Below are 25,450 nucleotides of genomic sequence, written 5' to 3'. Positions count from 1 at the left end.
CGCGAACCGGGCAGGGTCAGTCTTTCGTTGTACGCGGACGGGTGCGGCCTGCGCCTTTCCGCCGATCAGCGGGCGGGGAACGGCCGATGTGCGAGAGGCGCCGCCCGGCCGACGCTGAGGCCATGTCCTCTACGAATCCCCATAGCCCCGCGCAGCGCCCGGAGCACACCACGGCGCCCGGCCCGATCGCCGGTCCGGACGGCGCCCCGTGTCGGCGGAACAACGGTGCGTCGCGGGCGGCGCAAGGAGTCTTCGCCCTCTTCTGCCTGGTCGCAGCTGTCGTCCTGTACGTCCGCCCGGATCCCGCGTTCCCCGTGCTCCAGATGGCCGGTGTGGTCGGGTATCTGCTGGCGGTGGCGCTGGTGGCCGTCGCCGGATGGGGGCTGGGACGGCCGGCGTCGGGGGCCCGCGCCCGCCGGACGCTGATCGTCTTTCACCTCGCCTTCGTCCCGCTGCAGTTCCTCTTCAGCTTCGGCAACTACGAGCCGCTGGGCGGGATGCTCGGGTCGGCGGTGCTGGCCGTGCTGATGAAGCCGCGCTTCCCGCAGTTGGGGCGCAGGGCGCGCAAGGTCTGGCTGATGCTGCACATCGGCTTCAGTGTCAGCTGGATGGGGCTGTCGCTGGCGATGGTGGTCATGTCCGTCGTGGGGCTGACCGCCGACGGCCACGGAACGCGGCGTACCGCGTACGACATCATGCACCTGTTCGACCTCACGCTGGTCATCCCGAGCATGGCGCTGGCCCTGATCACCGGTGTCGTGGTCTCCTTGGGCACGCCGTGGGGGTTGATACGGCACTGGTGGGTGCTGCTGAAGTTCGTCATCGCCCTGAGCCTGCCGCTGTTCGCGGCCTTCTTCGAGCACAAGTGGATCAAGGAGCTCCGGGCTCTCGAGCCGTCCCAGGAGCCCGGCGGCACGGGCCTCGCCCTGGTGGTCTGCCTGGTTGTCTTCACTGTTCTGTTGTGGACCGCGGTGTTCCTCTCCGTCTTCAAGCCCGGCGGCAGGACCCGTTGGGGTCGCGGGCCGCGGCGGCGCGATCCGCAGGCCCGAGTGCGAAGCGGGTCCCCGCAGCGCAGACGCGGGTGACCGTGGCCGCCGTCCGCCGAGCCGCCGAGCAGGTCGTGGAACTGGAACTGCGGCGCCCGGACGGCGGGGAGTTGCCGGCCTGGCAGCCGGGGGCGCATATCGACCTGGTCCTGCCGTCGGGGACGGTACGCCAGTACTCGCTGTGCGGTGATCCCGAGCGGCGGGACGTCTACCGGATCGCCGTACTGCGCGAACCGCGCGGCCGCGGCGGCTCCGTCGAGGCGCAGACCCTTGCCCCCGGGGCGGCTGTCGCGGTTCGCGGCCCCCGCAACCACTTCCCCCTCGCCGACGCCCCGTCCTATCTGTTCCTCGCGGGCGGCGTCGGCATCGCACCGCTCCTGCCGATGATCCGCCGGTTGGCGTCCCGGGGCGCCGATTGGCGGCTGGAATACCGGGGCGGATCACGGCGGGCCATGGCCTACGCCGACGACCTCCTGCGCGACTACCCGGACCGAGTCCTGGTGTCGGCCTCGGACACCGATCCGCGTCCCGACCTCGCCGAGCTCCTGGCCCACGCGCCGCGGGGCGTCGCGGTGTACTGCTGCGGGCCCGCCCCGCTGATGGACGCGGTCGCAGCGGCCATGCCCGCGGCCTGCCCCCATGGGCGGCTGCACCTGGAGCGCTTCGCCGCCGCCGCGCGGTCCGGTGCGGGATCGGACACGCCCTTCGAGGCCGAACTCGCCCGCAGCGGCAGGATCGTTGCGGTGCCCCCAGGCACCAGCCTGCTGACCGCCCTTCAGGAGGTCGGGCCCACCCTGGACTTCTCCTGCGAGGACGGAGTCTGCGGCGGCTGCGCGACCCCGGTGCTCGACGGTGCTTCCGCGACCACAGCGACCCCGGGTTCCCGTACATGTACCACTGCCATGTGCTGTGCCACGAGGACCAGGGCCTGATGGGTCAGTTCGTGGTGACCGCCCCCGGCCAGAAGCCCGGCAGAATCGGCGGTGGCTCCAGCCACCACCATGACCACTCCTGACTTCGGCCCTCGGTGCGGGCCGACAACCCAAGATGCCGAGAAAGCGTGCTGACGTACGTCACGGGCACTGTCAACTCGGTATTTGTCGTGCTGCCCGGGAAGTGAGCGTTATGGGAGGCTGACAAGAGCCGTCTGAGGTGCCACAGGCGATGGCTGTCCGGTCCTGGTCTGTCACGGATGAAGGTCAGGGGAGCGCAAGGGGAGCGCGGACGCCTTTGGACGGTGCAACACGGGGCACGAACAGCGGGATTGCGACAGGTGCTCTGATCTGCGAAGACGGGACGTGACGCGATCGCGCATCACGGGTCAACATGATCCCTAGCGTGCTCGTAATGCGTAGGTCAGGGGTTCGACTCCCCTAGGCGGCTCCACGCAAGGAAAGCCCAGGTATTCTTTGACCTGGGCTTTCTTGTTCGGCTGATACGGCGTCTGCGGCGGGGTGGGTGTCTTTCGTGCCGCCGTCACAGTTCCAGTCTCAGCTTGTGGCCAGGGGGTCAGGTCTGCTTACCGCTGAATTGCTCGCCGTGTGAGCGAAACTACGTGCCATCGCGGAGGCGACACCCGTGCTGTCGGCGGGTCCGGATTGTCATGACGCTGATCACAACCCGGCTGAGGGCGACGCATTCGGGGTGCGCGGTGAAGCGGTTCCTTCGTCGGATACCGGCTGGGAACCGTCGTGGGGAAGGGAGTTGGTGACTCACAGGTTGCCGGAATGTTTCCCACGGGGGTTCGGAGGAACGATCGCGTTTTCTCATATCGGACATGGCGGCTCATCGGTAACACGGAACTTGCGCGGCCCCCCTTCGATCATGCAAGGATCAATCTCGTCACCCGGAACTGCTGCAAAACTCGGGGCACTTACCCGATGAGGACGCAGCCTGTTGTCGTACCGGAAGGTATCCCCCTTGTCTGCTTCGTACGTCATACCTGTCACGGTGCGCGGTCCGCGCACCGTGGTGGCGCGGCGTGCGTTGCTCGTGGCTCTCTTTCTCGGGGGCCTGCTGGGACTCGCCTTCCTCTTCGGCGGCAGTGCCCACGCGGCGGAGTCGGATGGCTCGTCGCACGGCGGGAAGCTGTTCGCTCCGGCCCAGCACGTACGGGAGAAGGCCAAGGAGCATCTGGCCGAGGACCCCCAGCGGCACTCCGCGAAGCCCGAGGGGCAGCGGAAGACCGTGACCGCGAAGGACGCGGTCAAGGAGTCGGTACGGCCGATCGCGGGGCGGACGGAGCGGCTCGCCCGCCCCGCCGGTGACCTCGTCGAGGACACCACCGGAGGTCCCGTACGACTGCCCGAGAGCAGCCGGGACGAGAACAGCCAGCGGCCGGAGACCGGCCGCCAGGGCCCGGGCCTGCAGGCACCCGACACCTCGGCAGGCGCTGCGAAGCAGACCGCCGACAGCCGTGCCGACCGCGCCACCGTCCTCGCCGCCGACCTCTCCTCGCAGCAGCACCGCGCGGAGCAGGCGGACGCCGACGACGCGCAGCAGCACCGGGACCGGCTCCCGGCGCACTTCCCCCAGGCACCCGCGCAGAGCGGGTCCACGTCCCAGAACGCCGGAGACAGCAGCGGCCCCCGTGGTGGGGACTCGCACGCCACTCCGGTGTCGGACACCCCGCGCTACGGTCTGCCGGCCGGCGCGGTGCGCGAGGCGAGTTCTGCGCCGACGCGTGAGCGATCCACCGAAATCCTCGAATTCCCGGGCTAGGGCAGGCCGTTCCTCCGCCTTTTGGACCTGCCGCTGCGGGGGCGGAACAGGTCTGCCCATCCCCCGGAAACCCCTTGATTTCGAAGGACCCCCCTCATGCGTAAGAACATCCGTCGTTCCTTTGTCATCGCAGCTGCCGCCACCGGCCTCTGGGCCCTCGGCACCGCCGCCGCGTCCGCGGAGGAGCTGCCCGACGTTCCCTCCACCGGCTCCGTGACCGACACCGCGACCCGTGTGGCCGGGTCCGTGCAGGACACCGCGCCCTCCAGCGACACCGTCAAGGAGACCGCCCAGAGCACGGCCGGCAAGGCGACCGGCAAGCTCGGTGGCGGCCTGCCCTCCACCGACGGCCTGAGCGATGTGACCGGCACCGTCTCGGGCGCCAAGAACACCGCTCAGCAGAAGCTGCAGGGCGTCACCGGCGGTGAGGCCGACGCCAAGAAGGCAGCCAAGAAGGCCACCAAGAAGGCCGGTAAGACCGTCAAGACCGTCAAGGGCAAGCTGCCGGCCGCCCCGGGTGTCCCGGCCGCTCCCGCGGCGCCCGCCGCCCCGGCCGTTCCGGCCACCCCCACCGCTCCCTCCGACCTGCCCTCCGCGCCGGCCGCGCCCTCCGCCCCCGGCAAGACCGAGGACCTGCTCAGCGGCCTGGCCCTGGCCGCCTCCCGTCTCGAGCAGCTGACCGCCGCCGGTCAGGGTGCCGTGGCCGGTGCCCGCCCGACCGTGGACCAGACCGCCACCGACGTCCTGCCCCCCGTCGCCTACGAGGCCGTCGTCAAGGTGACCCCGGTCGCGCAGCAGGCCGCCGGCGGTGCCGGTGTGCTCGCCGGCAACGTGGCCGGACAGACCGCACCCTTCGCGCAGCTGGTCGCCGGTGACGCGGGCGTCTTCGCGCAGGGTGTCGCGGCCGGCGCGACCCCGTTCGCCAAGGGTGTCGCCGCTGATGCCAAGCCGTTCGCGCAGGGCCTCGCCGCCACCGTCAGCACCGACGCGCAGGGCATCGCCGGTGACGCCGCCGCCGGCGCGCAGGGCCTGGCCCCCGCCGCCCCGGCCGACCTGACCAACGCCGCCAACATCCCCGCCCTGCCGGTCTTCGGCGCCTTCCCGGCCGCCCCGGCTGCGCCCGCCTTCGGCGGCATCAACGCCTGATCACCTTCTGACGCACTGACCGTATGGGCAGCCCTCGTTGGGGCGGGGACGGCCCGTACGGTGCGTGCGCCGGATGTGCGGTGCAATGGACGGAGAGCCGAAGTGCCCGGCGGCCTTCTGCTCACCGTTCACCGTTCACCGTTCACCGTTCACCGCTAAGCGTTCACCGCTAAGCGTTCACCGCTAAGCGTTCACCGCTAAGCGTTCACGCCAAGGTCCGCTCCTCCCTTCCGGAGGGCGGGCCTTTGCGCTGTCCCGGGACCGTCGGCGGGCACCGGTTCTCCCCGCACCGCGGGGCCTCGGTCCGGACTCACCGAGTCCGCCGCCCTGCACCGTCTCGCGGGCTCTCCCTGCCGTCGCGGACCGGCCCGGGGCGCGTACTCCCTGTTCGACACCGTGTTGTGCACGGTTGGCAACGATCCGGATTGAGCACGTCCGGCCCCTCCACAAGGCGAGTACCGGGCGGTAATGTCGGCCCCCGTCGGCGCCCGAGTCCGAGGGGTCCGGCAGCGGGCGCAATTGTGTTCGGCCAAGGCCGCCGGGTGCTCCCAGCAGAGAGGTCCGTGCTCCGCACGAACTTTTCCGTGATGGCGACCTGCGCATCATCGTTAGTTCTCCGTAATGCACGAAACCGCAATTCCGGGAGCTCCAGGTATTTGATGTGTCCCAACAGTGCGAAGGGGCCCTTATGGCGACGGATATGTATCCCGAGCAATCGGGTGGAGGTGGACCGGACGGTGGCTCGGACGAGCGCTGGCAGCGCATATGGAGCCACCGCGAGCATCTCCTGAAGGTGGCGCGCCGCCGGTCCATGAGCGTCGAGGACGCCGAGGACGCGGTGCACGAGGCGATGATCCGCGCCGTGGAGAACCCGTACGTCGACCACGAGCGGCTGGGTGCCTGGCTGACGACGGTGACCATGCGCCTGTGCGTGGACCGGTACCGGCAGGTCTACCGCGAGGCCGAGGCGCGCAGCTGGCCGAAGCTCACCCCGCCCTGCCCGGTCCCCGTCGACGAGGCGGTGTGCGACCGAGCGGAGGCGAAGTGGCTGGCGCGCCGCAGCGGGGAGCTTCCTTCCCGGCAGGCGGAGGCGCTCTGGCTCAAGTCGGAGGACCTGGACGTCGACCAGGTCGCCCGGAAGATGGGACTGAGCTATCGGACCGTCGAGTCGCTGCTCGCCAGGGCCCGGCGAACCCTGCGCAAATCGCTGGCCGGGACGCTGGTCGTCGCCGGCTTGCTGTGCTGGCGCGGCCGGCCCCGGGCGGGGAGTACGGCTCAGGCGATGACCGTGGCCTCCACCGCAGCGACGCTGGCCATTCTGGGACTGGCCCTTCCGTACGCACACGAATGGGACAGCGCGGACCCCCCGCGGTCCTACAACTCGGAGACGGCGAAGCCCCCCGAGTCCGGTCGCGGCCAGGAGATCCCCCCGGCGAACGGCACCCGTGCCGAGCCGGACACCGGCGGTCCGGTTCCCACGAGTCCGGTGTCGCTGCCGGCAGGCATGCTGCCCGCGCTCCCGGAGACGGTGTCGCTTCCGACGCTGCCGACGCTGTCCGCCCCCTCCGTGTCGTCGGTCCCGGCGGTGTCGTTCAGCGCGAAGGTTCCGCAAGTTCCGCCGGTCCCGTCGATTGCCTCCGTTCCGCGGTCCTCCAGGATGAAGACCGTCTCGAAGACCGAGGTGCCGGTCATTCCGGGTGACGCCCCCACCGGGTCCACCGCCAGTACCGGTCCCACCGGTCCCACCGGCCCCAGCGATACGTCCAGGGATCTCCTTCCGGACAGTACGCGGCTGCCGTAGCGGTGAGCCGATCCCGAGCCGGAGTCCGGCACTGAGCCCGAGCCAGGGCCCTGAGCGAGAGCCCTGAGCCCTGAGCCCGCCCGAGTCCGAGCCCCGGCCGTGACGGCCCGGTCGCGCCGTCGTCGATGCTGCCCGGCCCCGTTGCGCTGCCCCGTCGATCTGCCCTGTCACCTGCGGTAACTGGGCTTCTACGCAAAGAAATCCTTCTTTTCAGCGACGGACGCACCGCCCGCCCCCGTAGAGCAAATGACAGACCTGCTCCGGGGACGGGAGCACGGACATGGGAGGAGAGTCACCCAGTGGCTCGAAGCATGCGTGGAACGTACTCGGCCGCCGGCCGCTCTGCGGCGTTGACCGCCGGGCCTCCGCTCGCCATGGCGCCGACCGCCGCGAACTCTGCGGGCCGTACGTCCTGGCCAGGCCTGAAAACGCGGTGATCTCAACTGCCGGGTGTGCGGGCACTCCTCCTTCTCGTCCGCACACCCGGCTCTCGCTCTCCGTACTCCTGCCCCATGTACGCGTCGCCGATCATCGAGCCGCGTGCAGACTCTCGAATCGTTTGTCCACGGCTGAAGGGTGTCCCAGATGGGTGTCGAGATCTGTGTGGAAGGGTTGACGAAATCCTTCGGCCACCAGGTCATTTGGCAGGACGTCTCGCTGACTCTGCCCGCCGGGGAGGTCTCGGTCATGCTCGGCCCCTCGGGGACGGGCAAGTCGGTGTTCCTGAAGACGCTCGTCGGCCTGTTGAAGCCCGACCGGGGTTCGATCCAGATCGCGGGACGGGACATCACCACCCTGCGCGAACACGACCTCTACGAAGTGCGGAAGCTGTTCGGTGTCCTGTTCCAGGACGGTGCGCTGTTCGGCTCGATGGATCTCTACGACAACATCGCCTTTCCGCTGCGGGAGCACACCCGTAAGTCGGAGAGTGAAATCAAGAAGATTGTCCTGGAAAAGATGGACATGGTCGGTCTGATCGGCGCCGAGGATAAGCTGCCCGGCGAGATCTCCGGCGGTATGCGCAAGCGGGCGGGTCTTGCACGGGCGCTGGTGCTCGACCCGGAGATCATTCTGTTCGACGAGCCCGACTCGGGTCTCGACCCGGTGCGCGTGGCGTATCTCAACCAGCTGATCGTCGATCTCAACGCACAGATCGACGCGACATTTCTGATCGTTACCCATGACATCGCCTCGGCCCGGGCGATACCGGACAACATCGGGTTGCTGTTCCGGCGCGAGCTGGTGATGTTCGGCGCCCGGGAAGATCTGCTCGCCAGTGATGAACCCGTCGTGCGGCAGTTCCTCAACGGCCGGATGCAGGGTCCGATCGGGATGGCGGAGGAGAAGGACGCGGCCCAGGTCGAGCAGGAGCTCGCCGCCCTGCACGCCGGTGACCACCGGGGCCCCCAGGGCGGCAAGGGCGCGTCCGGCTCGGGCGTCACCCCCCGTCTGCTGCCCAGCCCCGGGGTCACCCGCTCGCCCCGGTGGGAGATGATCGCCGAGCGTGAGGCGGCACGGCACCCGCGGGAGGTGGCGGGCGCATGAGCTTCTCGCCCACAGCGGGGCTCAAGCACACGGGCAGCCTGTTCGCCATGGCCCTGGACGTCCTGCGGACCCTGCCGCGACGGCCTTTCCAGGTGCGGGAGTTCATCCAGCAGGCGTGGTTCATCGCCAGCGTCACCATTCTCCCCACCGCCCTGGTCTCCATCCCCTTCGGAGCCGTGATCGCGCTGCAGATCGGCAGTCTGACCCGGCAGCTCGGTGCGCAGTCCTTCGCCGGGGCGGCCTCGGTGCTGGCGGTGCTGCGTGAGGCGTCGCCGATCGTCACCGCGCTGCTCATCGCCGGAGCGGGCGGCACCGCGATCTGCGCGGACCTCGGGGCCCGCAAGATCCGCGAGGAGATCGACGCGATGCAGGTGCTCGGCATCGACCCGATCCACCGGCTGGTCGTACCGCGGGTGCTGGCCTCGATGCTGGTCGCGGTGCTGCTCAACGGGCTGGTCTCGGTGGTCGGCGTGGCCGGTGGCTACTTCTTCAATGTGATCCTGCAGAACGGCACCCCCGGCGCGTATCTGGCCTCCTTCACCACCCTCGCCCAACTACCGGATCTCTGGGCGGCCGAGCTGAAGGCGCTGGTCTTCGGCGCCATCTCCGCGATCGTCGCCTCGTACAAGGGCCTGACCGCGAAGGGCGGGCCGAAGGGCGTGGGCGACGCGGTGAACCAATCGGTGGTCATCACCTTCATGTTGCTCTTCGTGACCAACTTCGTGATGACCGCGATCTACTTCCAAATCGTTCCGCAGAGGGGATGAGGATGGCTCTGTCGGATCGTTTGCTCGCACGCCCGATGCGCTCCCTGGAGGAGCTGGGCTCGCAGATGGCCTTCTACGGGCGGTCCATAGCATGGACCGGCCGTACTGTGCGCCGCTACAAGAAGGAAGTGCTGCGGCTGCTGGCCGAGGTGAGCTTCGGCCGTGGCGCGCTGGCGGTGGTCGGAGGAACGGTCGGCGTCATCGCCTTCCTCTGCTTCTTCACTGGCACCGAGGTCGGCCTGCAGGGCTACGCCGCGCTCAACCAGCTCGGCACGTCCAACTTCGTGGCCTTCGTCTCCGCCTACTTCAACACCCGTGAGATCGCTCCGCTGGTGGCCGGTCTCGCGCTCTCCGCGACGGTCGGCGCGGGCTTCACCGCACAGCTCGGTGCGATGCGGATCAGCGAGGAGACCGACGCGCTGGAAGTGATGGGCGTCCCCTCGCTGCCGTTCCTGGTCACCACCAGGATGATCGCCGGCTTCGTCGCGGTGATCCCGCTGTATGTGGTCGGGCTGCTGTCCTCCTACTTCGCCGCCCGGACCATCACCACCGGCTTTTACGGGCAGTCGGCCGGCACGTACGACCACTACTTCCAGCAATATCTGCCACCGGTCGACGTGCTCTGGTCCTTCGGGAAGGTGATCGTCTTCGCCGTCCTGATCATTCTCGTCCACTGCTACTACGGCTACTACGCCAGCGGCGGCCCGGCAGGGGTCGGCGTCGCCGTCGGCCGCGCGGTGCGCACCTCCATCGTGGCGATCAACATCCTCGACTTCTTCCTCAGCCTGGCGATCTGGGGCGCCAGCACGACTGTACGGATAGCGGGGTAGCCGATGTCGACTTCGATACCGACCACGAAACTGCGGCTGTACGGCATCGTCTTCATCGCCGTGCTCACGCTGCTGCTGTCGCTGACCGTCGCCACCTACCAGCAGGTGTTCACCTCGGTGGTGCGGATCACGCTGGAGGCGGACACCCTCGGCAACCAACTGGACCCGCGGTCGGACGTCAAGCTGCGCGGCCTGATCGTCGGCGAGGTCCGCGAGGTGCACGCCGACGGCAAGAAGGCGACCCTGGACATCGCGCTCAAGCCGGAGCACGTCAGCCTCATCCCGGCCGATGTCCACGCACGCCTGCTGCCCAAGACCCTGTTCGGCGAGAAGTACGTCGAACTGGTCCCGCCTCCGGGGTCGTCGGAACGGCACATCCGCGCCGGCGACGTCATCACCCAGGACCGCACCAAGGCGGGCATCGAGCTCCAGGAGATGAACGACAACCTGTTGCCGCTGCTGCGCGCGGTCCAGCCCGGCAAGCTGAACGCCACGCTGTCCGCTTGGTCCACCGCGCTCGAAGGGCGCGGGGACAAGATCGGTGACAATTTGGTCCGGTTGGACAGTTACCTCCGCAAGCTCAACCCCCATATGCCCGACATGCAGCGGAACATCTCCCGCTTCGCCGATGTGGCGGAGATCTACGGGGATGCCGCCCCCGACATGATGCGGGTGCTGAAGAACTCCGTCTCCAACAGCCGGACCTTGATCGAGAAGCAGGCCCAGCTGGAGTCGGTCCTGACCGGGACCGCCACCGCCTCCGACACCTGGCGGGGCTTCCTGGAGCAGAACTCCGACCGGCTCATCACGCTGGGCCGGGTCTCCCGTCCCACGCTCGCCCTGTTCGACCGCTACTCGCCCCAGTACCCCTGTCTGCTGGAGGGCCTGGTGAGGCAGGAAAAGGCTGCCGAGCAGACGTTCAAGGGCGGACAGATGCACATCACCCTGGAATTCGTCCAAGCGCGACCCGCCTACGACCCCGGCGAGGAGCCGAAGTATGCCGACCGCTCCGGCCCCAACTGCAGAGGGCTGCCCCACCCGAACCGTCCCGCGCCACCGACGAAGCTCGATGACGGCACGTCGGGAAGCAGCGGCTCCGCAGCCGGCCCCATGGGCGGTGTCTCCGGCACGGCGGCCGAACAGCAGGTCGTCGGCTCGCTGGTCGCCCCGGTCATGGGTGTGCCCGCCGACCAGGTGCCTTCGGTCGCGACCCTGCTCTTCGGTCCGATGGCTCGCGGAACGGAGGTGAACGTCGCATGAGGGCGACAGAAACTGCGGCACCGCTGATCAAGTTCTCCATGTTCGCGGTGGTGACCGTGCTGGCGACCACGCTGCTCGCGGCCACCATCGTCAATATCTCCTTCACCCCCCGGGACACCTACTCCGCGGTGTTCAGCGATGTCACCAGCCTGGAAGAGGGCGATGACATCAGGGTTGCCGGAGTACGGGTCGGAGAGGTCGACGACATCCAGATCAAGGACCGGACACGGGCCGAGGTCACCTTCACCGTCCTCCAGGACCGGCCGCTGCTCACCAGCACCCGAGCGGTCGTCCGGTACCGGAGCCTGGTCGGCCAGCGGTACATCGCGCTGACGGAGGGGGCGGGGTCCAGCCGGAAGGTGCTGCAGCCCGGTGGCCGGATCCCGATCTCCAGGACCCAGCCCGCGCTCGATCTCAACGCGCTGCTGGGCGGGTTCAAGCCGCTGTTCGCGGCGTTGAGCCCGAAGGACACCAACCGGCTCGCGACCGAGATCATCAAGACCCTGCAGGGCGAGGGCGGCACGGTGAACAGCCTGCTGGCCCACACCGCGTCCCTCACCACGACGCTCGCCGACCGGGACAAGCTGATCGGCTCCGTCATCACCAACCTCAACGACGTGCTGAAGACCGTGGACAAGCGCAGCGACCGCTTCTCCGGGCTTCTCAAGCAGCTTCAGCGGGTGATCTCCGGGCTCTCCGGGGACCGCGAGGCCATCGGTGAGTCGCTGGTCGGCATGAACGACCTGGCGACGGCCACCACGGGCCTGATCGGCGACACCCGCAAGCCGCTCCGCGCCGACATCGCCGAACTCTCCGAACTCAGCGGCACGTTGAACGACAACGAGAAGACCGTGGAGGGCGTCCTGAAGCGACTGCCGAACAAGCTCAACAAGTTGACCGGCACCGCCACGTACGGCTCCTGGTTCAACTTCTACCTCTGCGACTTCGACGGCCGGGTCGTGCTGCCCAAGACCGGAGAGAAGATCACCCCCGAGTTCCATTCCACCCAGGCCAGGTGTGGCCGATGATCCCCTTCCGTGAGCGTAATCCCCTCAAGATCGGGGCCATCGGCCTCACCACGATCACGCTGCTGGTCGCCGCCGCGTTCAACGTCGACGACCTGCCGCTGATCGGCAGCGGGGACGAGTACAGCGCCGCCTTCTCCGAGGCGGGCGGTCTGAAGGACGGCGACGAGGTCCGTATCGCCGGGGTCAAGGTCGGCAAGGTCGACGAGGTCGATCTGGACGGCGACCACGTCAAGGTGACCTTCCGGGTCAAGGGCGACCCGCAGTTCGGTACGGACACCGGCGCCGCCATCCGGGTCAAGACGATCCTGGGCTCCAAGTACCTCGCGCTGCAGCCGAAGGGCCCCGGCAACCTGGAACCCGGAACCGAGATCCCGCTGCGCCGTACGACCTCGGCGTACGACGTGGTGCAGGCGTTCAGCGATCTGACGACCACCTCGGAGAAGGTCGACCACGAGCGGTTGGCCACCGCCATGAACACCATCTCCACGACCTTCAAGGACTCACCGGCCGAGGTGAAAGCGTCCATCAAGGGGCTGTCGAAGATCTCCCGGAGCGTGGCCTCGCGCGACAAGTCGCTGCGCGAACTCCTCCATCACGCCAACGGCGTGACCGGAGTGCTCTCCGACCGCTCGGGCGAGCTCACCAAGATGATGGCCGACGGCGACAAGCTGTTCCGGGAGATCGACAGGCGGCGCCGGGTCATCCACGCCCTGCTGAAGAGCTCCAGCGCACTCGGCATCCAGCTCTCCGGCCTGGTCGAGGACAACCGCAAGCAGATCGGTCCGGCGCTGAGCCGGCTGAACCAGGTGGTCTCGATGCTGGAGCGCAACCAGTCCAGCCTCGACCGCAGCGTCAAGCTGCTCGCGCCTTACGCCCGGCTCTTCACCAACACGCTGGGCAACGGCCGCTGGTTCGACAGTTATGTCCAGAACCTGGTGCCCGCCGGGCCCGTGGTCCCACGGAGCGGCGACTCAGGAACACCATCTTCGGGAGGGTCACGATGAGCCGGCGCCTCGTCCGCCGACTGGCGCTCGCCACCGTGCTGTCGGTCATCGCCGGGCTTTTGACCGTAGCGCTCTGGCCGCAGTCGGACCCGATCAAGGTCACCGCGTACTTCCCGCGGACGGTCGGTATCTACCCCGGTTCCGATGTGCGCGTCCTCGGCGTGAAGATCGGTGAGGTCAAGAAGATCACGCCACAGGGCCACCGGGTCCGGGTGGATCTGGAGTACGGGCCGGAGCGCAAGATCCCGTCCGACGCCCAGGCCGCGATCATCAACTCCTCGGTGGTCAGTGACCGTTATGTCCAGCTGCTGCCGGTCTACCACAAAGGCCCCGCGATGAAGAGCGGCGCGGTCATACCCGAGCGCAGGACGGCGGTCCCGGTCGAGCTGGACCGGGTCTTCGACAGCCTGCACACGACAACCGAAGCGCTCGGGCCGCGCGGCGCCAACAAGGACGGGGCGCTGTCCCGGCTCCTCGGCGTCAGCGCGGACAACCTGCAGGGGCAGGGCCGGCACATGCACCAGATGGTCGAGGACCTCTCGCAGGCCGTCACCACCCTGTCCCACGGCAGGAAGGACCTGTTCGGGACCGTACGGCATCTGCAGGTGTTCACCACCGCGCTGGCGGCCGACGACGACAACGTCCGTTCGTTCAACGACAGCCTGGCGAAAGTCGCCAGTCAGCTCTCCGGGGAGCGCAAGGACCTCGGGGAGGCGCTGAAGAACCTGGCGGGCGCGCTCGCCGACGTCGCCGAGTTCGTCAAGGCGAACAAGAAGTCGCTGACCTCCAATGTGAAGGGCCTCAGCAAGGTCACCCGCGTGCTGGTCACCCAGCGCGACGCGCTGGCGGAGCTGATGGATGTCGTGCCCGCCGGACTGGGCAACCTGCAGAACGCCTACAACCCCGCAGCCGGCGCGCTCGACACCCGGAACAACGGCGACGAGCACGAGCCTCAGGATCCGGCATCGCTGCTGTGCTCGGTGCTCAAGACGACCGGCAAGGCACGCGACTGCACGGACCTGCGGAAGCTGTTCGACTCCCTGCCCGATCTACCGAAGGCCGACCCGCACACCGGCGCGACCAAGCCGGTCGCGGGGACGCCATCGGTGGACAAGACGTTCGGCGGAATCCTGGAGGCCCGGACATGAGCGCCCGCTACAGAAGGCCCGTACAGCGGGCGCACGCCCGGAAGGCGGTGCTGTGGGCGGCCGCCGGAGCGATGCTGCTCACCGGCTGCGGATTCAACGGGCTCGCCGACATTCCGCTGCCCGGCGGCGCCGCGGCCGACGACGACGCCTACCACGTCACCGTGCACTTCAGGGATGTCCTCGATCTCGTGCCCCAGTCCGCGGTGAAGGTCAACAACGTCACCGTGGGCGCCGTCGAGAAGGTGGAGCTGGACGGCTGGCAGGCGCGCGTACGGCTGCGCATCGGCAACAAAGTGAAGCTGCCGCGCAACGCCGTCGCCGAGCTCGGCCAGACCAGCATGCTCGGTGAGAAGTACGTCTCGCTGGCCGCTCCCACGGACGGCGAGGAGGTCGGCAGGCTCACCGACGGCGCGAAGATCCCGCTCTCCCGCAGCGGCCGCAACCCGGAGATCGAAGAAGTGCTGTCCGCCCTGTCGGCGCTGCTCAACGGCGGTGGGGTGGCCCAACTCAGGACGATCAACCAGGAGTTGAACAAGGCTCTCCACGGCCGTGAGAACCGGGTCAAGTCCCTGCTCACCCAGCTGGACACCTTCATCGGCGGCCTCGACGCGCAGCGCGGCGAGATCATCCGCGCGTTGGAGGGCGTCGACAGGCTGGCCACGCGGTTGCGGAAGGAGAAGACCGCGATCGGCGAGGCCGTCGACACCATGCCGGGTGCCCTGAAGGTGCTGGCCGACCAGCGCAGCAACCTCACCCGGATGCTGGGTTCGCTGTCCAAACTCGGCAATGTCGGCTCCAAGGTGATCAACGCCTCCAAGGCCGACACGGTCGCCAACCTCCAGCATCTGCAGCCGATCCTGCACCAGCTGAACAAGGCGGGCTCCGATCTTCCCAACGCGCTTGAGCTGATGACGTCGTATCCGTTCCCGCGCAATGTCACGGGCGCCATCAAGGGCGACTACACCAACCTCAAGATCACCGCGGATCTCGATCTGAAGAGCATCTACGGCAACAACACCGGCGGTAGCGGTGGCGGCGACTCCAAGAAGCCCAGGAAGCCGGGCGAGGAGAAGCCGGAGCTCCCAGGGCTCCCCGACGATCCCACGAAGCCCGAGGACCCCACGGACCCCAAGGACCCGGAAGCTCCCGAACTGCCGGATGTGCCCGGGATCACCCAGAGCTCGCTGCACGGCGGTGACGCCTTTTCCGGCGGATCGCGCTACCCAAGCGGTGTCTCCATCGCGCTCGCCGACCTCATGACGAGGGGGATGCAACCGTGATCACTCCTACGGTCAAGGCCCAGTTGGTCGCCTTCGCCACTGTCACCGCGATCGGGTGCTCGTACGTAGGCGCCGAGTACACCGGGCTGGTCGACACCGTCACCGGCAGCGGATACACCGTGCGGGCCGACTTCAAGGACTCCGGAGGCATCTTCTCCGGCGCCGAGGTCACCTACCGCGGCGTGCCCGTGGGCCGGGTCGGCGAGCTGCGGCTGGCCGGCCGGGGCATCTCGGTGGACCTCGAGCTCGAGGACGGGCCGCAGATCCCCGAGGACAGCGTGGCGGTGGTGGCGAACCGCTCGGCGGTCGGCGAGCAGTATGTGGATCTGCAGCCGCGGATACGAAGCGGCCCGTATCTGCAGGAGGGCGGCAGCATCAAGCAGCGGGACACCCGGGTGCCGATGCAGACCACCAAGCTGGTCCGCAGCATGGACCGGCTGGTCACCTCGGTGGACCACAAGGACCTGCAGATCACGGTCGACGAGCTGGGCAAAGCGTTCGCCGGGACCGGCCCGAGCATGAGCCGCATGGTCGACTCGGGCAACGCGCTGGTCGATTCGGCGAGCGACTCGCTCCCGCAGACGATCTCGCTGATCGACAACTCGAACAAGGTCCTCAAGACGCAGATCGACAAGGGCTCGGCGATCAAGTCGTTCTCCCGCGACCTGGCGGACCTCACCGGCCAGATCAAGGCCAGCGACGGGGACATCCGCAAGCTGATGGGCAGCGGTACGTCCGCGGCACACGAGTTGGACTCGCTGCTCAAGGCGAACCGGTCGGCCCTGCCGGTCCTGCTGGGGAACCTGATCAGCGGCGGGCAGGTCACCGTGGCCCGGCTCCCCGGCGTGGAGCAGTCGCTGGTCACCTTCCCGGTGGTCGTCGCGGGCAGCTACACCGTGATTCCCGGGGACGGCACCACGCACTTCGGAATGGTGGCCAACGGCGACCACCCACCTGCGTGCCGACAGGGGTACGGTACCCAGCGGCGCTCCCCGTCCGAGACCGGTGAGCGCTCGGCGAACACCTCCGCCCGGTGCACCGCCCCGCGCGGTGGCAAGACGTCGGTCCGCGGCGCGCAGAATGCCCCACGGCCCGCGGGCTCGGGGTCGTCGGGCGGCGCTGACCAGGCATCGTTCGTCACCCCGTACGATCCGGAGACCGGAACCCTCAGCGGGCCCGGTGGGACGTCCGTCCAGATCGGCTCGACGGGCGGAGCACAGAGCACGTTCGGAAAGGAGTCATGGCAATGGCTGCTGGTTGGACCCATGGCATGACCGCCCTCTTCCAGGCGCCCGCGGTACGGCCGCTGCGCCGCTTCCTGGCCTGGACGGCGCAGCTGGTGCGCCGCCTCGGGGGCGGCGCGGTGCGCGCCGCCCGCCGGGGCAGGGGCTTCGCAGCGGGACTCGCTGCGGCGGCCGTCGTGCTGGCCCTGGTGTCCGGCTATTTCGGATATCAGCTGTACCAGCAGCACCAGGAGGAGAGTCGGAACCAGGACGTCGTGGCCGCGGCCCGGCAGTCCGCGCTCAACTTCACCTCGCTCGATTACCGGCACTACGACCGGGACAGCAAGAACGTCCTGAGCAGCGCCACGGGTGAGTTCAAGAAGCAGTTCTCCGCGCGGACGAAGCAGCTGACGAAGCTGGTGGCCGCCAACAAGTCGGTCTCTGAGGGGCAGGTCCTGGAAGCCGGTATCGCCCGGGCGAACGACCGCGCCGCCCGCGTGCTGGTCGTCGTCGACAGCAAGGTGTCCAATGCGGCCGCGCCGCAGGGGCAGGCCCGCAACTACCGATTGCAGCTCGACCTCGTACATGAGGGCGGGCGATGGCTGACCTCGGATGTCGAGTTCGTCGGCTGACGCGGCCGCTGTGGCTGCTGTCGCTCCTGCGACTGACGCGGTGATCCGGCACCCCCGCCGGGTCACCGCGGTCCCCGGCCGGCCGCGTTCGCTCCACCGGCAGCAGCGCCGGCAACGGCAGTACCGGCACCACCCGCACCACCCGCACCACCCGCTCCACCGCCAGTGAGGAGAAACACCGTGGCGAATTCGACTGTTCGAGGGCGTTCCGGCACCGGCACTCCCCGGCAGCGTTCCGTGGCGGCGGCCGCCCGCGCCGCGGCCAAGCGAGCCGAGAGAGCAAACCGGCCGGAGGAATCCGGCGACGAGTCCGCACGGCAGGAACCGGCGGAGGAGACCCGGACCAGGAAAAAAGCATGGTTCAGGGAGGACTCCAAGGCCAAGGAGAAGGTCAAGGAGGGGGCCGGAGCGAAGACCCGGACCGCCGAAGCCGACGCCGAGGCCGCGGAGGGCGGCGACACGGCGGCTGCCGGGAAGTCGTCCCGCCACCGGCCTGGTCTGGTCAGCGCCGTCCTCGCCGTCCTCGTGGTGATCGGCCTGGTCGCCGTCGCGGTGCTCGGATGGAAGTTCCGCGACGCCGGGCGGGCGGACACCGCGCGTACGGAGGCCCTGGCCGCGGCCCAGAAGGCGGCTCCGGTGATCCTCTCCTACGACTACCGGCATCTGGACAAGGACTTCGCGGCGGCGCGCAGCCATCTGACCGGGGACTTCCGCGAGCAGTACCAGAAGACGACCAAGACGGTGGTCGCCCCGACCTCCACCAAGTACCAGGGTGTGGTGAAGGCCACAGTGGCCAAGCCCTCCAGCGGTGGGGCCCCGGCTGCTTCCGTGGTGTCCGCCACGCCGGACAAGGCCGTCGTCCTGCTGTTCATGAACCAGATCACGAACAGCACCCAGGTCTCCGGGCCGCGCCTGGACCTCAACAGGGTGCGGATGACGCTGGTGCAGACGTCCGAGGGCTGGAAGGTGAGCGCGGTCGACGCGCTGTAGATCCGGGCGCGGCAGCCGGCCGCCGCTCGCGCCGGGGGTGGCGCGGCGGCGGATTCCGGGCGTCGTGGAGTGTGCGTCGGTGGAGTCCGGGCCTCCGCGGAGCCCGTGCATCGGCGCGGGGCAGAGCTGTCAGCCGTGGGCGGAGGGCGGCGTGCACCAAGTCGTGAGCGCCGACTCCACCTCGTCCCAGAGCCGGTGCGGGCCGCCTTGCCGTCTCGGCCTGACGCCATGCAAACGAGAAGCGTTGATGGCCCCACCCACGAACTGAAGGAAGGCTCCGCCATCACATCGGGTTGGCGCCACTGGCAACTGCGGGCTGTCGTACGCATTGCCGCGGCTACGGATTGGCCACCTTTTCGGACGGCTGCGGGCCGGCTGCCAGCTCGCGGGCCAGTCTGCGGAGATCCACGGTGACCAGGTGCAGCCAGACCGCGGTGTTCGTCGCGGCGAGGACCGCATGGCTGTCCATCGTCGCGTCGACCGGGGGCACCACGGGCAGCACGGGCATGGGACTGCCCCCAGCCGCCTGGCGCTCGGGGACGGCCCTGTGCGCGCGGTCCATCGACCGGTAACCGGACAGGGCAGCGCCCGGGTGGTGACCGGCTGCGGGGGCCGTTGCTCCCTCGCCGAGCCCGGCGGCCAGCCGTTCGCCGCCCTCCTCGACGAGGTCGGCCGCGCCGGTGAGGTACGTCCGCACCCCCGGCCCCGCGTCCAGCGCCCCGGGCGGGTAGTGGACCGCCAGACCCTCCGCTCCCAGCACCATCTCCTTCCCCGCTCCGAGAATCGCCTGCCAGTCCACGTGCCGCAGAACGGGGTCGGGCCGCTCGGACAGGTGGAGCTCGTACGCCGCCTGCGCCAGCCCCATGGTGTGCCGGGCCTGTTCGCCCGCCATGCGTGCCGCGGCGGCCGAGTCCGTGTCCCCCCGCGGGCAGCACGCCGCATCGACGGCGCTGCGCACGGCCGTTCCGGCGCGCGCGATGAACTCGCCCGACAGCCGGCGCAGTTCGCTCGCGCTCCCCCGCGGCCAGGCGACCATGCCGATCAGAGCGCCGACCACGCCTCCCACCAGCACGTCGACGAACCGCACCTCGGCCAGCGTCCAGGTGACCTCCGACAGTTGGGCGAAGGCCATCGAGACCACCAGCGTGAACAGGGCCTGGACCGCCGCCGGCCCCAGCAGCGTCGCGCAGAAGGCGCCGAACATCACCGGGGGCAGGGCCGCCCGGTAGACCACGCTGTGATCCGCCACGACGGTCAGCACCACGGCCGCCGCGACCGCGCCGTAGAGCGTGCCGGTCATCGCCTGCCGCAGCGACGCCCGGGTATCGGCGGCCGTGCCACGCATCAGGGTCAATGTCGCGAGCAGCACCCAGAAACCGTGTGTCAGCTCCAGCGGCTCCACCACCAGCCGGGCGGTCGCCAGAGCCAGGCCGGTGCGTACGGCCCCCTGCCAGTAGACCGACCGCCGCGTGAGGTGGGCGTGGAAGCGTCGCATCCAGAGGGTGGCGGCGGACTGCCGGGCGTAGCGGAAGGGCGCCGCCACCCGCTCGACGGCGGCTCCGCCCTCGGCTGCGACCCGGGCCGCAGTGATGAAGACCTGGCTGTGCAGTGCGGCCTGGCGGGCGAGTACGTCCCACTGCGCGCGCCGTGCCCAGCCATCCGGGTCGGCCCGCAGGGCACCGGCCCGTTCGTTCGCCAGTGCGGCGAGGCCGTCGCGCAGCGCGGGGGCGTCCGCCGGTGTCACCCCGGCCGCCAACGAGTCCGCCGTACGGTGCAGCGCCTGCCGTACGTCGGCCAGCAGCGCGCGGCCGGCTGCGGCGGGCTCGACGGGCGTGGCACTCGCGAGGTTCTCCACATGGCAGCCCAACCGCCGGAGCGCCATGGCCGCCTGGGCGAGGGCGCGGTCGTGCACCGAGGGCGAGGCGGGGCGCTCCAGGAAGGGCAGATGGACCAGCCGCAGGGCCTCCAGAGCTGTACGCGCCTGCTCGGCGGCCTCGTCCGGCGCGGCGGCCCGCCCGGCACCGTGCCCCGCACCCGTGCCCGTATCCGCACCCGTGCCCGTGCCCGTATCCGGTCCCGCGGCTGGTGAGGTGTCGAGGCGCGCGTCGGGGCCGAGTCCCTGCCGGGACGCAGGCAGCCCGCCGAGCCACTCGGCGACCGCGGCCGCCGCGCGAGCCAGTCGCTCCTCGTACCGCTCGGGCGACTGGGCGGGCCAGAACAGGAGTTGGGCCGCGGCGAGGCCGAGTACCCCGATGGCGACGCCGGCCAGCCGGGAGTCGAGCGTGTCCAGGGCGTACGGCGGGAAGCACGGCAGGATGTAGAAGAGCTGCATGCCGTTGGCCGTGCCCCGCAGCGCCGGCCCGGCCACTCCCGCGAAGCTGACGGCGAATCCCACCACCGCCATGCCTGCCGCCGCGGCCCACGCGTTGCCCGCCAGCAGCGTCCCGGCGATGACGAGTACGCAGGCGGCCGGGAGAGCGGCGACGCAGATCCGGGCCTGCCGCACAGGAGGGGGCGGCAACCGCGAGAGGGCCCCCAGCGCCACCGCGCCGAACAGCGCGTACACGGCCGTGATCGTGTCGCCGAACGCGTACCGGGTGATGTAGAAGCCCGCGCAGGCCACGAGGGTCACGCGGGCGGCCTGCCGTACGGTGACGAAACCGGGGTCCTTGCGACGAAGCGTCTGGAGCACCGTCACGCCGTGCCGCCGGGCGGCCCGTCCGACGCCGGCGTGCGGGACGGATCGCCCGCACGGAGCGCGGGCGATCTGCGGCACATCCTCACAAGCCTCACGAACCGCATTGTTCTCGCGGGCCGGGCCGGTTGCACCGAGGCGCTCCGCCTTACGCCCGCGGGAGGAATCGCGGGCGCGCCAAGATCCCCGGACGTGGTCCGGGCAGATCAGCCGCCTCGTGGCGGGTGCCGGGGCGCGGGTTCGCGCCGCGCTGCCCGACTGCCCGCCGTGTGGCTCAGCGGCGCGCCTTGGCCCGGTCGAGCGCCGCGACTCCGACCGCCGCCAGCCCGATCTGGATCAGCCATTCGACCCAGTCCACGCCGTCCGTATCGGACACGTCGAGACCTTGAGCGATGGCGGAGCCGATGAGCGCGGCGACGATGCCGACGAGGATCGTCCAGAGGACGCCGATGTGCTGGCGGCCGGGGATCACGAGCCGTCCCAGGACGCCGATGATGATGCCGATGACGATGGCGCTGATAATGCCCGAGATCTCCATGGGGTCCTCCACGGCTCCGTGGCAAAAGCCTTCTGAGAATGCGTCTGCCCCGTCGGGGCGGGGAAATACCTCGCCGGATGCGAGCGGGAGGGCCTGGCACGGGGCAGCCATAGGCGAAGGACAGCGCCGGTCCGGAGGACTCTTCGGCAGGCGGCAGGCGGCAGGCGGCAGGCGGCAGGCGGCAGGCGGCATGTGGCATGCGGCGGGCGGCATGTGGCATGCGGCGGGCCGCCCGGAGAGTCCTTACCCCCGCAAGGACAGGACCGTGTCCACCGTGTCCGCCTCGGCCGCCGTCTTGTCCTCGCGGTAGCGCAGCACCCGCGCGAACCGCAGGGTCACCCCCTCCGGGTAGCGGGAGGACCGCTGTACCCCGTCGAAGGCGATCTCCACGACGAGTTCGGGCCGTACGGTCACCACCCACCCGTTGTCGCTGACCGCGATCTCCTGCAACCGCTCGGTCTGCCAGTCCAGCAGGGCGTCCGTCAGCCCCTTGAAGGTCTTGCCGAGCATGGCGAAGGAACCGTCCGGCCGGCGCGCGCCCAGATGGAGGTTCGACAGCTTCCCGGTGCGCCGCCCGTGGCCCCACTCGGCGGCCAGTACCACCAGGTCCAGGGTGTGCACGGGCTTCACCTTCAGCCAGCTCGCGCCGCGCCGTCCCGCGCTGTACCCCGAGTCCAGCCCCTTGAGCACCACGCCTTCCTGGCCGCGGGACAGGGCCTCGGCCGCGAACTCGCGCGCGCGGGCGCGCGTCGCCTCCTCCTGCGGGTCGGCGGCCACCATGCGGCGTACCCGCAGCGGCTCCGGGACGATCCGGGCCAGCTCGGTGTGGCGTTCGGCCGTGGACAGCGCCAGCAGATCGCGTCCGTCGACGGACAGCAGGTCGAAGAAGACGGGTGAGAGCGGCAGCGACGCCCGCGCGCCCGGGACGTCCAGCCGGGACCCGACCCGGCCGGCGGTCTCCTGGAAGGCCCGCGGCCGACCGTCCTCGCCCAGCGCGATGACCTCGCCGTCCAGGATCGCCCGCTCGGCCGCCAGCTTCCGTGTGGCGGTGACGACTTCGGGGAGACGGCCGGTGATCTCGTCCAGCGTGCGGGTCCAGATCCGCACGCTCTCACCGTCCCGGTGCACCTGAATGCGGATGCCGTCCAGCTTCTCCTCTACCGCGCACGGGCCGAGCTTGTCCAGCGCCTCGTCCACGTCCTTGGCGGTGTGCGCGAGCATCGGCTGGACCGGGCGGCCCACTTCGAGCCGGAAGTCGGCGAGCGCCTCCGGGCCGCGGGCGAGCAGCGCCTCGGCGACGGCGCCGAGCGAGCCGCCGAGCATCACCGCTCGCCGTACGTCCGCCGGGGCCGCGCCGGCCGCCGCCGACAGCCCTTCGACGGCGAGCGCGTCCAGGGCGCCCTGCCGCAGCTCCCCGCTGATCAGCCCGAACAGGAAGTGCTGTTCCTCCTCGGTGGCGGCTGCGAGCAGCTCCCGCACCAGACGCTTGCGCTCGGTCTGCGCGCCCTTGCCGGACACGGCGGCGATCCGGCCGAGCGCCTGGTGGAGTTCCAGTACGGGCAGATGGGACTCGGCGGCCGGCGGTACGGGCTCGCGCAGCGCGCTCCACCCGACACCGATCTTGCGCTGGGGCAGCCGGCCCGCCAGATAAGTGATCACGATCGGGGCCTCGGAGGGCTCGGCCCTGCGGAACAGCCCGGCCAGCAGGGCGACCTTCTCCGTACGCGCGGAGGTGGCTGCGACCTCCCGCGAGGTCCGGGCGATATCGGCCAGCAGCATGGACTCATCCTCGCCCGGACGGGGCGTACCCGCACCGCAGACGGTTCGGCCCGAGCGACCGGGGGCGCGGCCCCCTGCGCGGATGCGCGCCGCGTGCCGGCGTCCGTGCCGCTGCCGCCCGGCATCGATCCGCCGACCATCCAGCTTTCGGTGTACGCCGAGTACGCGCGAGACCCGACTCGGCCGACGAGGCGACCTGGGCCTGGACCCCCGCCAGCTGTCCGACGAGCTGTTCGACCGTCGAGGTCGTCCGAGGAGCGAGGCGGAGAACTTCGCCGACGAAGCCGAACGCGACGAGGCCGCCGCGGGCCTGGCGGCGGTGCTGTCCAACCTGAAGTCTCCTCGAGACCGGGAGCCCGCTTCCGCAGGAGCCATGGCTGGTACCGGAACAGTGACCGCCCGGTCCTGTCCCCGCGTCGGCGCCGCCCGTGCGCCAAGCGGTAGGGCCGTGTCCGGCGGATCATCCGCCGGACAGGACCAGGACCAGGACCTAGACCGCCGGGACGGGCGCCGGTTCCGGCAGGGCTCGGGTGAACCGGCGCAGCAGGAGTACGGCGGTGGCCGCGAGGCCGGTGAACAGGCCGAACCAGGTGCCGAGGGTGTCCAGGTCGGCCGCGCTGCCGAACAGCCAGGCGGCGGGCAGGCCCACCAGCCAGTAGCCGATGAGCGTGATGCGGAAGCCGCTCTTGGTGTCGTCGAGGCCGCGCAGCAGTCCGACACCGATGTTCTGTGCGCAGTCCACGTACTGCATCACGGCCGCGACCAGCAGCAGCCCGGTGGCGATCCGCAGAGCCTCGCCGTCGCTGTCGAGGAAGGGGCCCAGGACGAGCTCCGGGGCGCTCGCGTACACCGCCGCGACGATCGTCATCACGCCCGCGCCGCAGATCAGGGCCGTACGGGCGATCCGGCGCGCCGAGTCGGTCCGCCCCTGTGCGAGTTCGCGGCTGACGCCCAGCGAGGCGGCGTGCGAGAGCCCCACGGATACCTGGAAGACGATGTAGACGAGCTGGTTGACGGCCGTGTGCGCGGCGAGTGCCGCGCTGCCGAAGCTGCCGACGAGAAGGGCGACGACGGAGAAGAAGCCCGCCTCTGACCCGTAGGTGGCGGCGATCGGCGTGCCGAGACCGAGCAGCTTGCGCAGGGTCGCCGGGCGGGTGCGCCAGATCTGCAGGGTGAGCATCGGCGCGAGTTCGGGGTCGCGCCGGGCGGAGGCGTACAGCGCGAGGAAGGACAGGAGGTACACGGACGAGGTGGAGATGCCGATGCCCGCGAGCCCCAGCTTCGGAAATATCCACAGGCCGTGGATGAGCGCCCAGTTGAGGGCGGCGTTGAACGCCACCGAGCCGAGGGTGATCCGCAGCAGCGCCTGCGGGCGTCGCATCCCGACGGTGAACTGCCGTATCGCCTGGAACCAGAGACAGGGCACCAGCCCCGGCGCCAGGGCGAGCAGCACCGGCCGCATCCGGTCGATGACGACGGGGTCCTGGCCGAGGAGGGCCACGGCCTCGCCGATGAGCACCATCAGGACGGCGCCCGCGACGCCGGCGAGGGTCGCCAGGGCCATCGCGGCCCGGACCAGTTCGCGCACCTCCGCCCGCGCCTTGTCGGGCCGCGTGGCAAGGGCGCGTGCCTCGTCGGTGGGTGCCGTCTCGGACCGCGCCCCGCCGGACCGCTCCTCCTCCGCCTCTTCCGCCGCTTGCGCCGCCTCTTCCGCGGACGACTTGCGCGCGGAGGCCGCGGCGACCTGGTTGCCGACCGCCGTGACCAGGCCCACGCCCATCGTGCGCAGTTGGTTGAAGATCACCATCGCCAGCCCGCCGGCCGCCAGCGCCTCGACGCCGAGCAGCCCCATCATCACGGTGTCCGTGGTGGTCAGGGCGACCTGGGCGAGCTGAGTGAGGGCAAGGGGTACGGCGAGCACGGCCAGTTCCCGGCTGTCGCGGCGGAGCGCGGCGATCGGGGACGCTGCGGAGGTCGGGGTCGGGGTCGGGGTCGGGGTCGGCGTAGGTGTGGGCAT

20 protein-coding genes and 1 pseudogene are annotated in these 25,450 nt (G+C 70.2%); 17 read left to right on the top strand and 4 right to left on the bottom strand.

Going from position 1 to position 25,450, the window contains the following annotated elements; genetic code table 11:
* Nucleotides 1-122 precede the first annotated feature (122 nt).
* The 17 genes and pseudogenes from ABZW18_RS06710 (at nt 123) to ABZW18_RS06630 (ending at nt 18,421) form a co-directional block, all read left to right on the top strand.
* Nucleotides 123-1,085, top strand: a complete 963-nt coding sequence (locus ABZW18_RS06710) for a hypothetical protein (protein ID WP_356183037.1) — start codon at nt 123-125, stop codon at nt 1,083-1,085.
* A 344-nt stretch (nt 1,086-1,429) separates the two neighbouring features.
* Entirely contained in the window at nt 1,430-1,978 is a 549-nt protein-coding gene (locus tag ABZW18_RS06705) for an iron-sulfur cluster-binding domain-containing protein (RefSeq protein WP_356183194.1), read from the top strand.
* Nucleotides 1,915-2,061: pseudogene (locus ABZW18_RS06700) on the top strand (multicopper oxidase domain-containing protein); the annotation flags it as partial. The gene ABZW18_RS06705 and the pseudogene ABZW18_RS06700, both read left to right, overlap by 64 nt.
* A 905-nt stretch (nt 2,062-2,966) precedes the next feature.
* Entirely contained in the window at nt 2,967-3,767 is an 801-nt protein-coding gene (locus ABZW18_RS06695) for a hypothetical protein (RefSeq protein ID WP_356183034.1), read from the top strand.
* 96 nt (nt 3,768-3,863) lie between these two features.
* Nucleotides 3,864-4,913 (top strand): hypothetical protein, encoded by a 1,050-nt coding sequence (locus ABZW18_RS06690; protein WP_356183031.1) that lies wholly within the window; start codon nt 3,864-3,866, stop codon nt 4,911-4,913.
* Nucleotides 4,914-5,601: 688 nt separating this feature from the next.
* Nucleotides 5,602-6,714: a sigma-70 family RNA polymerase sigma factor gene (locus tag ABZW18_RS06685; RefSeq protein WP_356183028.1), complete on the top strand. Its 1,113-nt coding sequence runs from the start codon at nt 5,602-5,604 to the stop codon at nt 6,712-6,714.
* A gap of 585 nt (nt 6,715-7,299) precedes the next feature.
* Nucleotides 7,300-8,259, top strand: a complete 960-nt coding sequence (locus tag ABZW18_RS06680) for an ABC transporter ATP-binding protein (protein ID WP_356183026.1) — start codon at nt 7,300-7,302, stop codon at nt 8,257-8,259.
* Nucleotides 8,256-9,026, top strand: a complete 771-nt coding sequence (locus tag ABZW18_RS06675) for an ABC transporter permease (protein ID WP_356183023.1) — start codon at nt 8,256-8,258, stop codon at nt 9,024-9,026. The genes ABZW18_RS06680 and ABZW18_RS06675 overlap by 4 nt, the downstream gene beginning before the upstream one ends.
* Before the next feature lie 2 nt (nt 9,027-9,028).
* Nucleotides 9,029-9,856: an ABC transporter permease gene (locus tag ABZW18_RS06670; protein WP_356183020.1), complete on the top strand. Its 828-nt coding sequence runs from the start codon at nt 9,029-9,031 to the stop codon at nt 9,854-9,856.
* Nucleotides 9,857-9,859: 3 nt separating this feature from the next.
* Nucleotides 9,860-11,116, top strand: a complete 1,257-nt coding sequence (locus ABZW18_RS06665) for an MCE family protein (RefSeq protein WP_356183017.1) — start codon at nt 9,860-9,862, stop codon at nt 11,114-11,116.
* Complete coding sequence (locus ABZW18_RS06660) at nt 11,113-12,144, top strand: MCE family protein (protein ID WP_356183014.1); 1,032 nt, start codon at nt 11,113-11,115, stop codon at nt 12,142-12,144. The genes ABZW18_RS06665 and ABZW18_RS06660 overlap by 4 nt, the downstream gene beginning before the upstream one ends.
* Nucleotides 12,141-13,148, top strand: a complete 1,008-nt coding sequence (locus ABZW18_RS06655; RefSeq protein ID WP_356183012.1) for an MlaD family protein — start codon at nt 12,141-12,143, stop codon at nt 13,146-13,148. The genes ABZW18_RS06660 and ABZW18_RS06655 overlap by 4 nt, the downstream gene beginning before the upstream one ends.
* The gene (locus tag ABZW18_RS06650) at nt 13,145-14,296 is read left to right on the top strand and encodes an MCE family protein (RefSeq protein WP_356183009.1); all 1,152 of its coding nucleotides are present in this window, start codon (nt 13,145-13,147) and stop codon (nt 14,294-14,296) included. The genes ABZW18_RS06655 and ABZW18_RS06650 overlap by 4 nt, the downstream gene beginning before the upstream one ends.
* Complete coding sequence (locus ABZW18_RS06645) at nt 14,293-15,576, top strand: MCE family protein (protein WP_356183007.1); 1,284 nt, start codon at nt 14,293-14,295, stop codon at nt 15,574-15,576. The genes ABZW18_RS06650 and ABZW18_RS06645 overlap by 4 nt, the downstream gene beginning before the upstream one ends.
* Nucleotides 15,573-16,850, top strand: coding sequence for an MlaD family protein (locus ABZW18_RS06640; protein ID WP_356183005.1), 1,278 nt, complete (start codon nt 15,573-15,575; stop codon nt 16,848-16,850). Before ABZW18_RS06645 ends, ABZW18_RS06640 begins: the two co-directional genes overlap by 4 nt.
* Nucleotides 16,823-17,431 (top strand): hypothetical protein, encoded by a 609-nt coding sequence (locus ABZW18_RS06635; RefSeq protein ID WP_356183003.1) that lies wholly within the window; start codon nt 16,823-16,825, stop codon nt 17,429-17,431. The genes ABZW18_RS06640 and ABZW18_RS06635 overlap by 28 nt, the downstream gene beginning before the upstream one ends.
* Before the next feature lie 180 nt (nt 17,432-17,611).
* Entirely contained in the window at nt 17,612-18,421 is an 810-nt protein-coding gene (locus ABZW18_RS06630) for a hypothetical protein (protein WP_356183001.1), read from the top strand.
* A 337-nt stretch (nt 18,422-18,758) separates the two neighbouring features.
* On the opposite strand, the gene ABZW18_RS06625 is transcribed toward ABZW18_RS06630, so the two are convergent.
* From ABZW18_RS06625 to ABZW18_RS06610, 4 genes are all read right to left on the bottom strand, one after another.
* Complete coding sequence (locus tag ABZW18_RS06625) at nt 18,759-21,113, bottom strand: FUSC family protein (RefSeq protein WP_356182998.1); 2,355 nt, start codon at nt 21,111-21,113, stop codon at nt 18,759-18,761.
* Between the two features lie 277 nt (nt 21,114-21,390).
* Nucleotides 21,391-21,654, bottom strand: coding sequence for a GlsB/YeaQ/YmgE family stress response membrane protein (locus tag ABZW18_RS06620; protein WP_356182995.1), 264 nt, complete (start codon nt 21,652-21,654; stop codon nt 21,391-21,393).
* A 243-nt stretch (nt 21,655-21,897) separates the two neighbouring features.
* The gene (locus ABZW18_RS06615; RefSeq protein ID WP_356182993.1) at nt 21,898-23,433 is read right to left on the bottom strand and encodes an ATP-dependent DNA ligase; all 1,536 of its coding nucleotides are present in this window, start codon (nt 23,431-23,433) and stop codon (nt 21,898-21,900) included.
* Between the two features lie 490 nt (nt 23,434-23,923).
* Nucleotides 23,924-25,450 (bottom strand): MATE family efflux transporter, encoded by a 1,527-nt coding sequence (locus ABZW18_RS06610; protein ID WP_356182990.1) that lies wholly within the window; start codon nt 25,448-25,450, stop codon nt 23,924-23,926.

It is taken from the genome of Streptomyces sp. NPDC004647 (genome assembly GCF_040609575.1).
Lineage (GTDB): Bacteria > Actinomycetota > Actinomycetes > Streptomycetales > Streptomycetaceae > Streptomyces.
This window is presented reverse-complemented; position numbering and strand designations above follow the sequence as displayed.

Excerpts from the sequence above, each read along its gene's own strand:
- ABZW18_RS06675 (WP_356183023.1), top strand. The coding sequence starts at position 8,256 with ATGAGCTTCTCGCCCACAGCGGGGCTCAAGCACACGGGCAGCCTGTTC.
- ABZW18_RS06635 (WP_356183003.1), top strand. The coding sequence starts at position 16,823 with ATGGCTGCTGGTTGGACCCATGGCATGACCGCCCTCTTCCAGGCGCCC.
- ABZW18_RS06690 (WP_356183031.1), top strand. The coding sequence starts at position 3,864 with ATGCGTAAGAACATCCGTCGTTCCTTTGTCATCGCAGCTGCCGCCACC.
- ABZW18_RS06610 (WP_356182990.1), bottom strand. The coding sequence starts at position 25,450 with ATGCCCACACCTACGCCGACCCCGACCCCGACCCCGACCCCGACCTCC.
- ABZW18_RS06685 (WP_356183028.1), top strand. The coding sequence starts at position 5,602 with ATGGCGACGGATATGTATCCCGAGCAATCGGGTGGAGGTGGACCGGAC.
- ABZW18_RS06620 (WP_356182995.1), bottom strand. The coding sequence starts at position 21,654 with ATGGAGATCTCGGGCATTATCAGCGCCATCGTCATCGGCATCATCATC.
- ABZW18_RS06660 (WP_356183014.1), top strand. The coding sequence starts at position 11,113 with ATGAGGGCGACAGAAACTGCGGCACCGCTGATCAAGTTCTCCATGTTC.
- ABZW18_RS06615 (WP_356182993.1), bottom strand. The coding sequence starts at position 23,433 with ATGCTGCTGGCCGATATCGCCCGGACCTCGCGGGAGGTCGCAGCCACC.
- ABZW18_RS06650 (WP_356183009.1), top strand. The coding sequence starts at position 13,145 with ATGAGCCGGCGCCTCGTCCGCCGACTGGCGCTCGCCACCGTGCTGTCG.
- ABZW18_RS06670 (WP_356183020.1), top strand. The coding sequence starts at position 9,029 with ATGGCTCTGTCGGATCGTTTGCTCGCACGCCCGATGCGCTCCCTGGAG.
- ABZW18_RS06665 (WP_356183017.1), top strand. The coding sequence starts at position 9,860 with ATGTCGACTTCGATACCGACCACGAAACTGCGGCTGTACGGCATCGTC.
- ABZW18_RS06680 (WP_356183026.1), top strand. The coding sequence starts at position 7,300 with ATGGGTGTCGAGATCTGTGTGGAAGGGTTGACGAAATCCTTCGGCCAC.
- ABZW18_RS06655 (WP_356183012.1), top strand. The coding sequence starts at position 12,141 with ATGATCCCCTTCCGTGAGCGTAATCCCCTCAAGATCGGGGCCATCGGC.
- ABZW18_RS06710 (WP_356183037.1), top strand. The coding sequence starts at position 123 with ATGTCCTCTACGAATCCCCATAGCCCCGCGCAGCGCCCGGAGCACACC.
- ABZW18_RS06705 (WP_356183194.1), top strand. The coding sequence starts at position 1,430 with ATGATCCGCCGGTTGGCGTCCCGGGGCGCCGATTGGCGGCTGGAATAC.
- ABZW18_RS06645 (WP_356183007.1), top strand. The coding sequence starts at position 14,293 with ATGAGCGCCCGCTACAGAAGGCCCGTACAGCGGGCGCACGCCCGGAAG.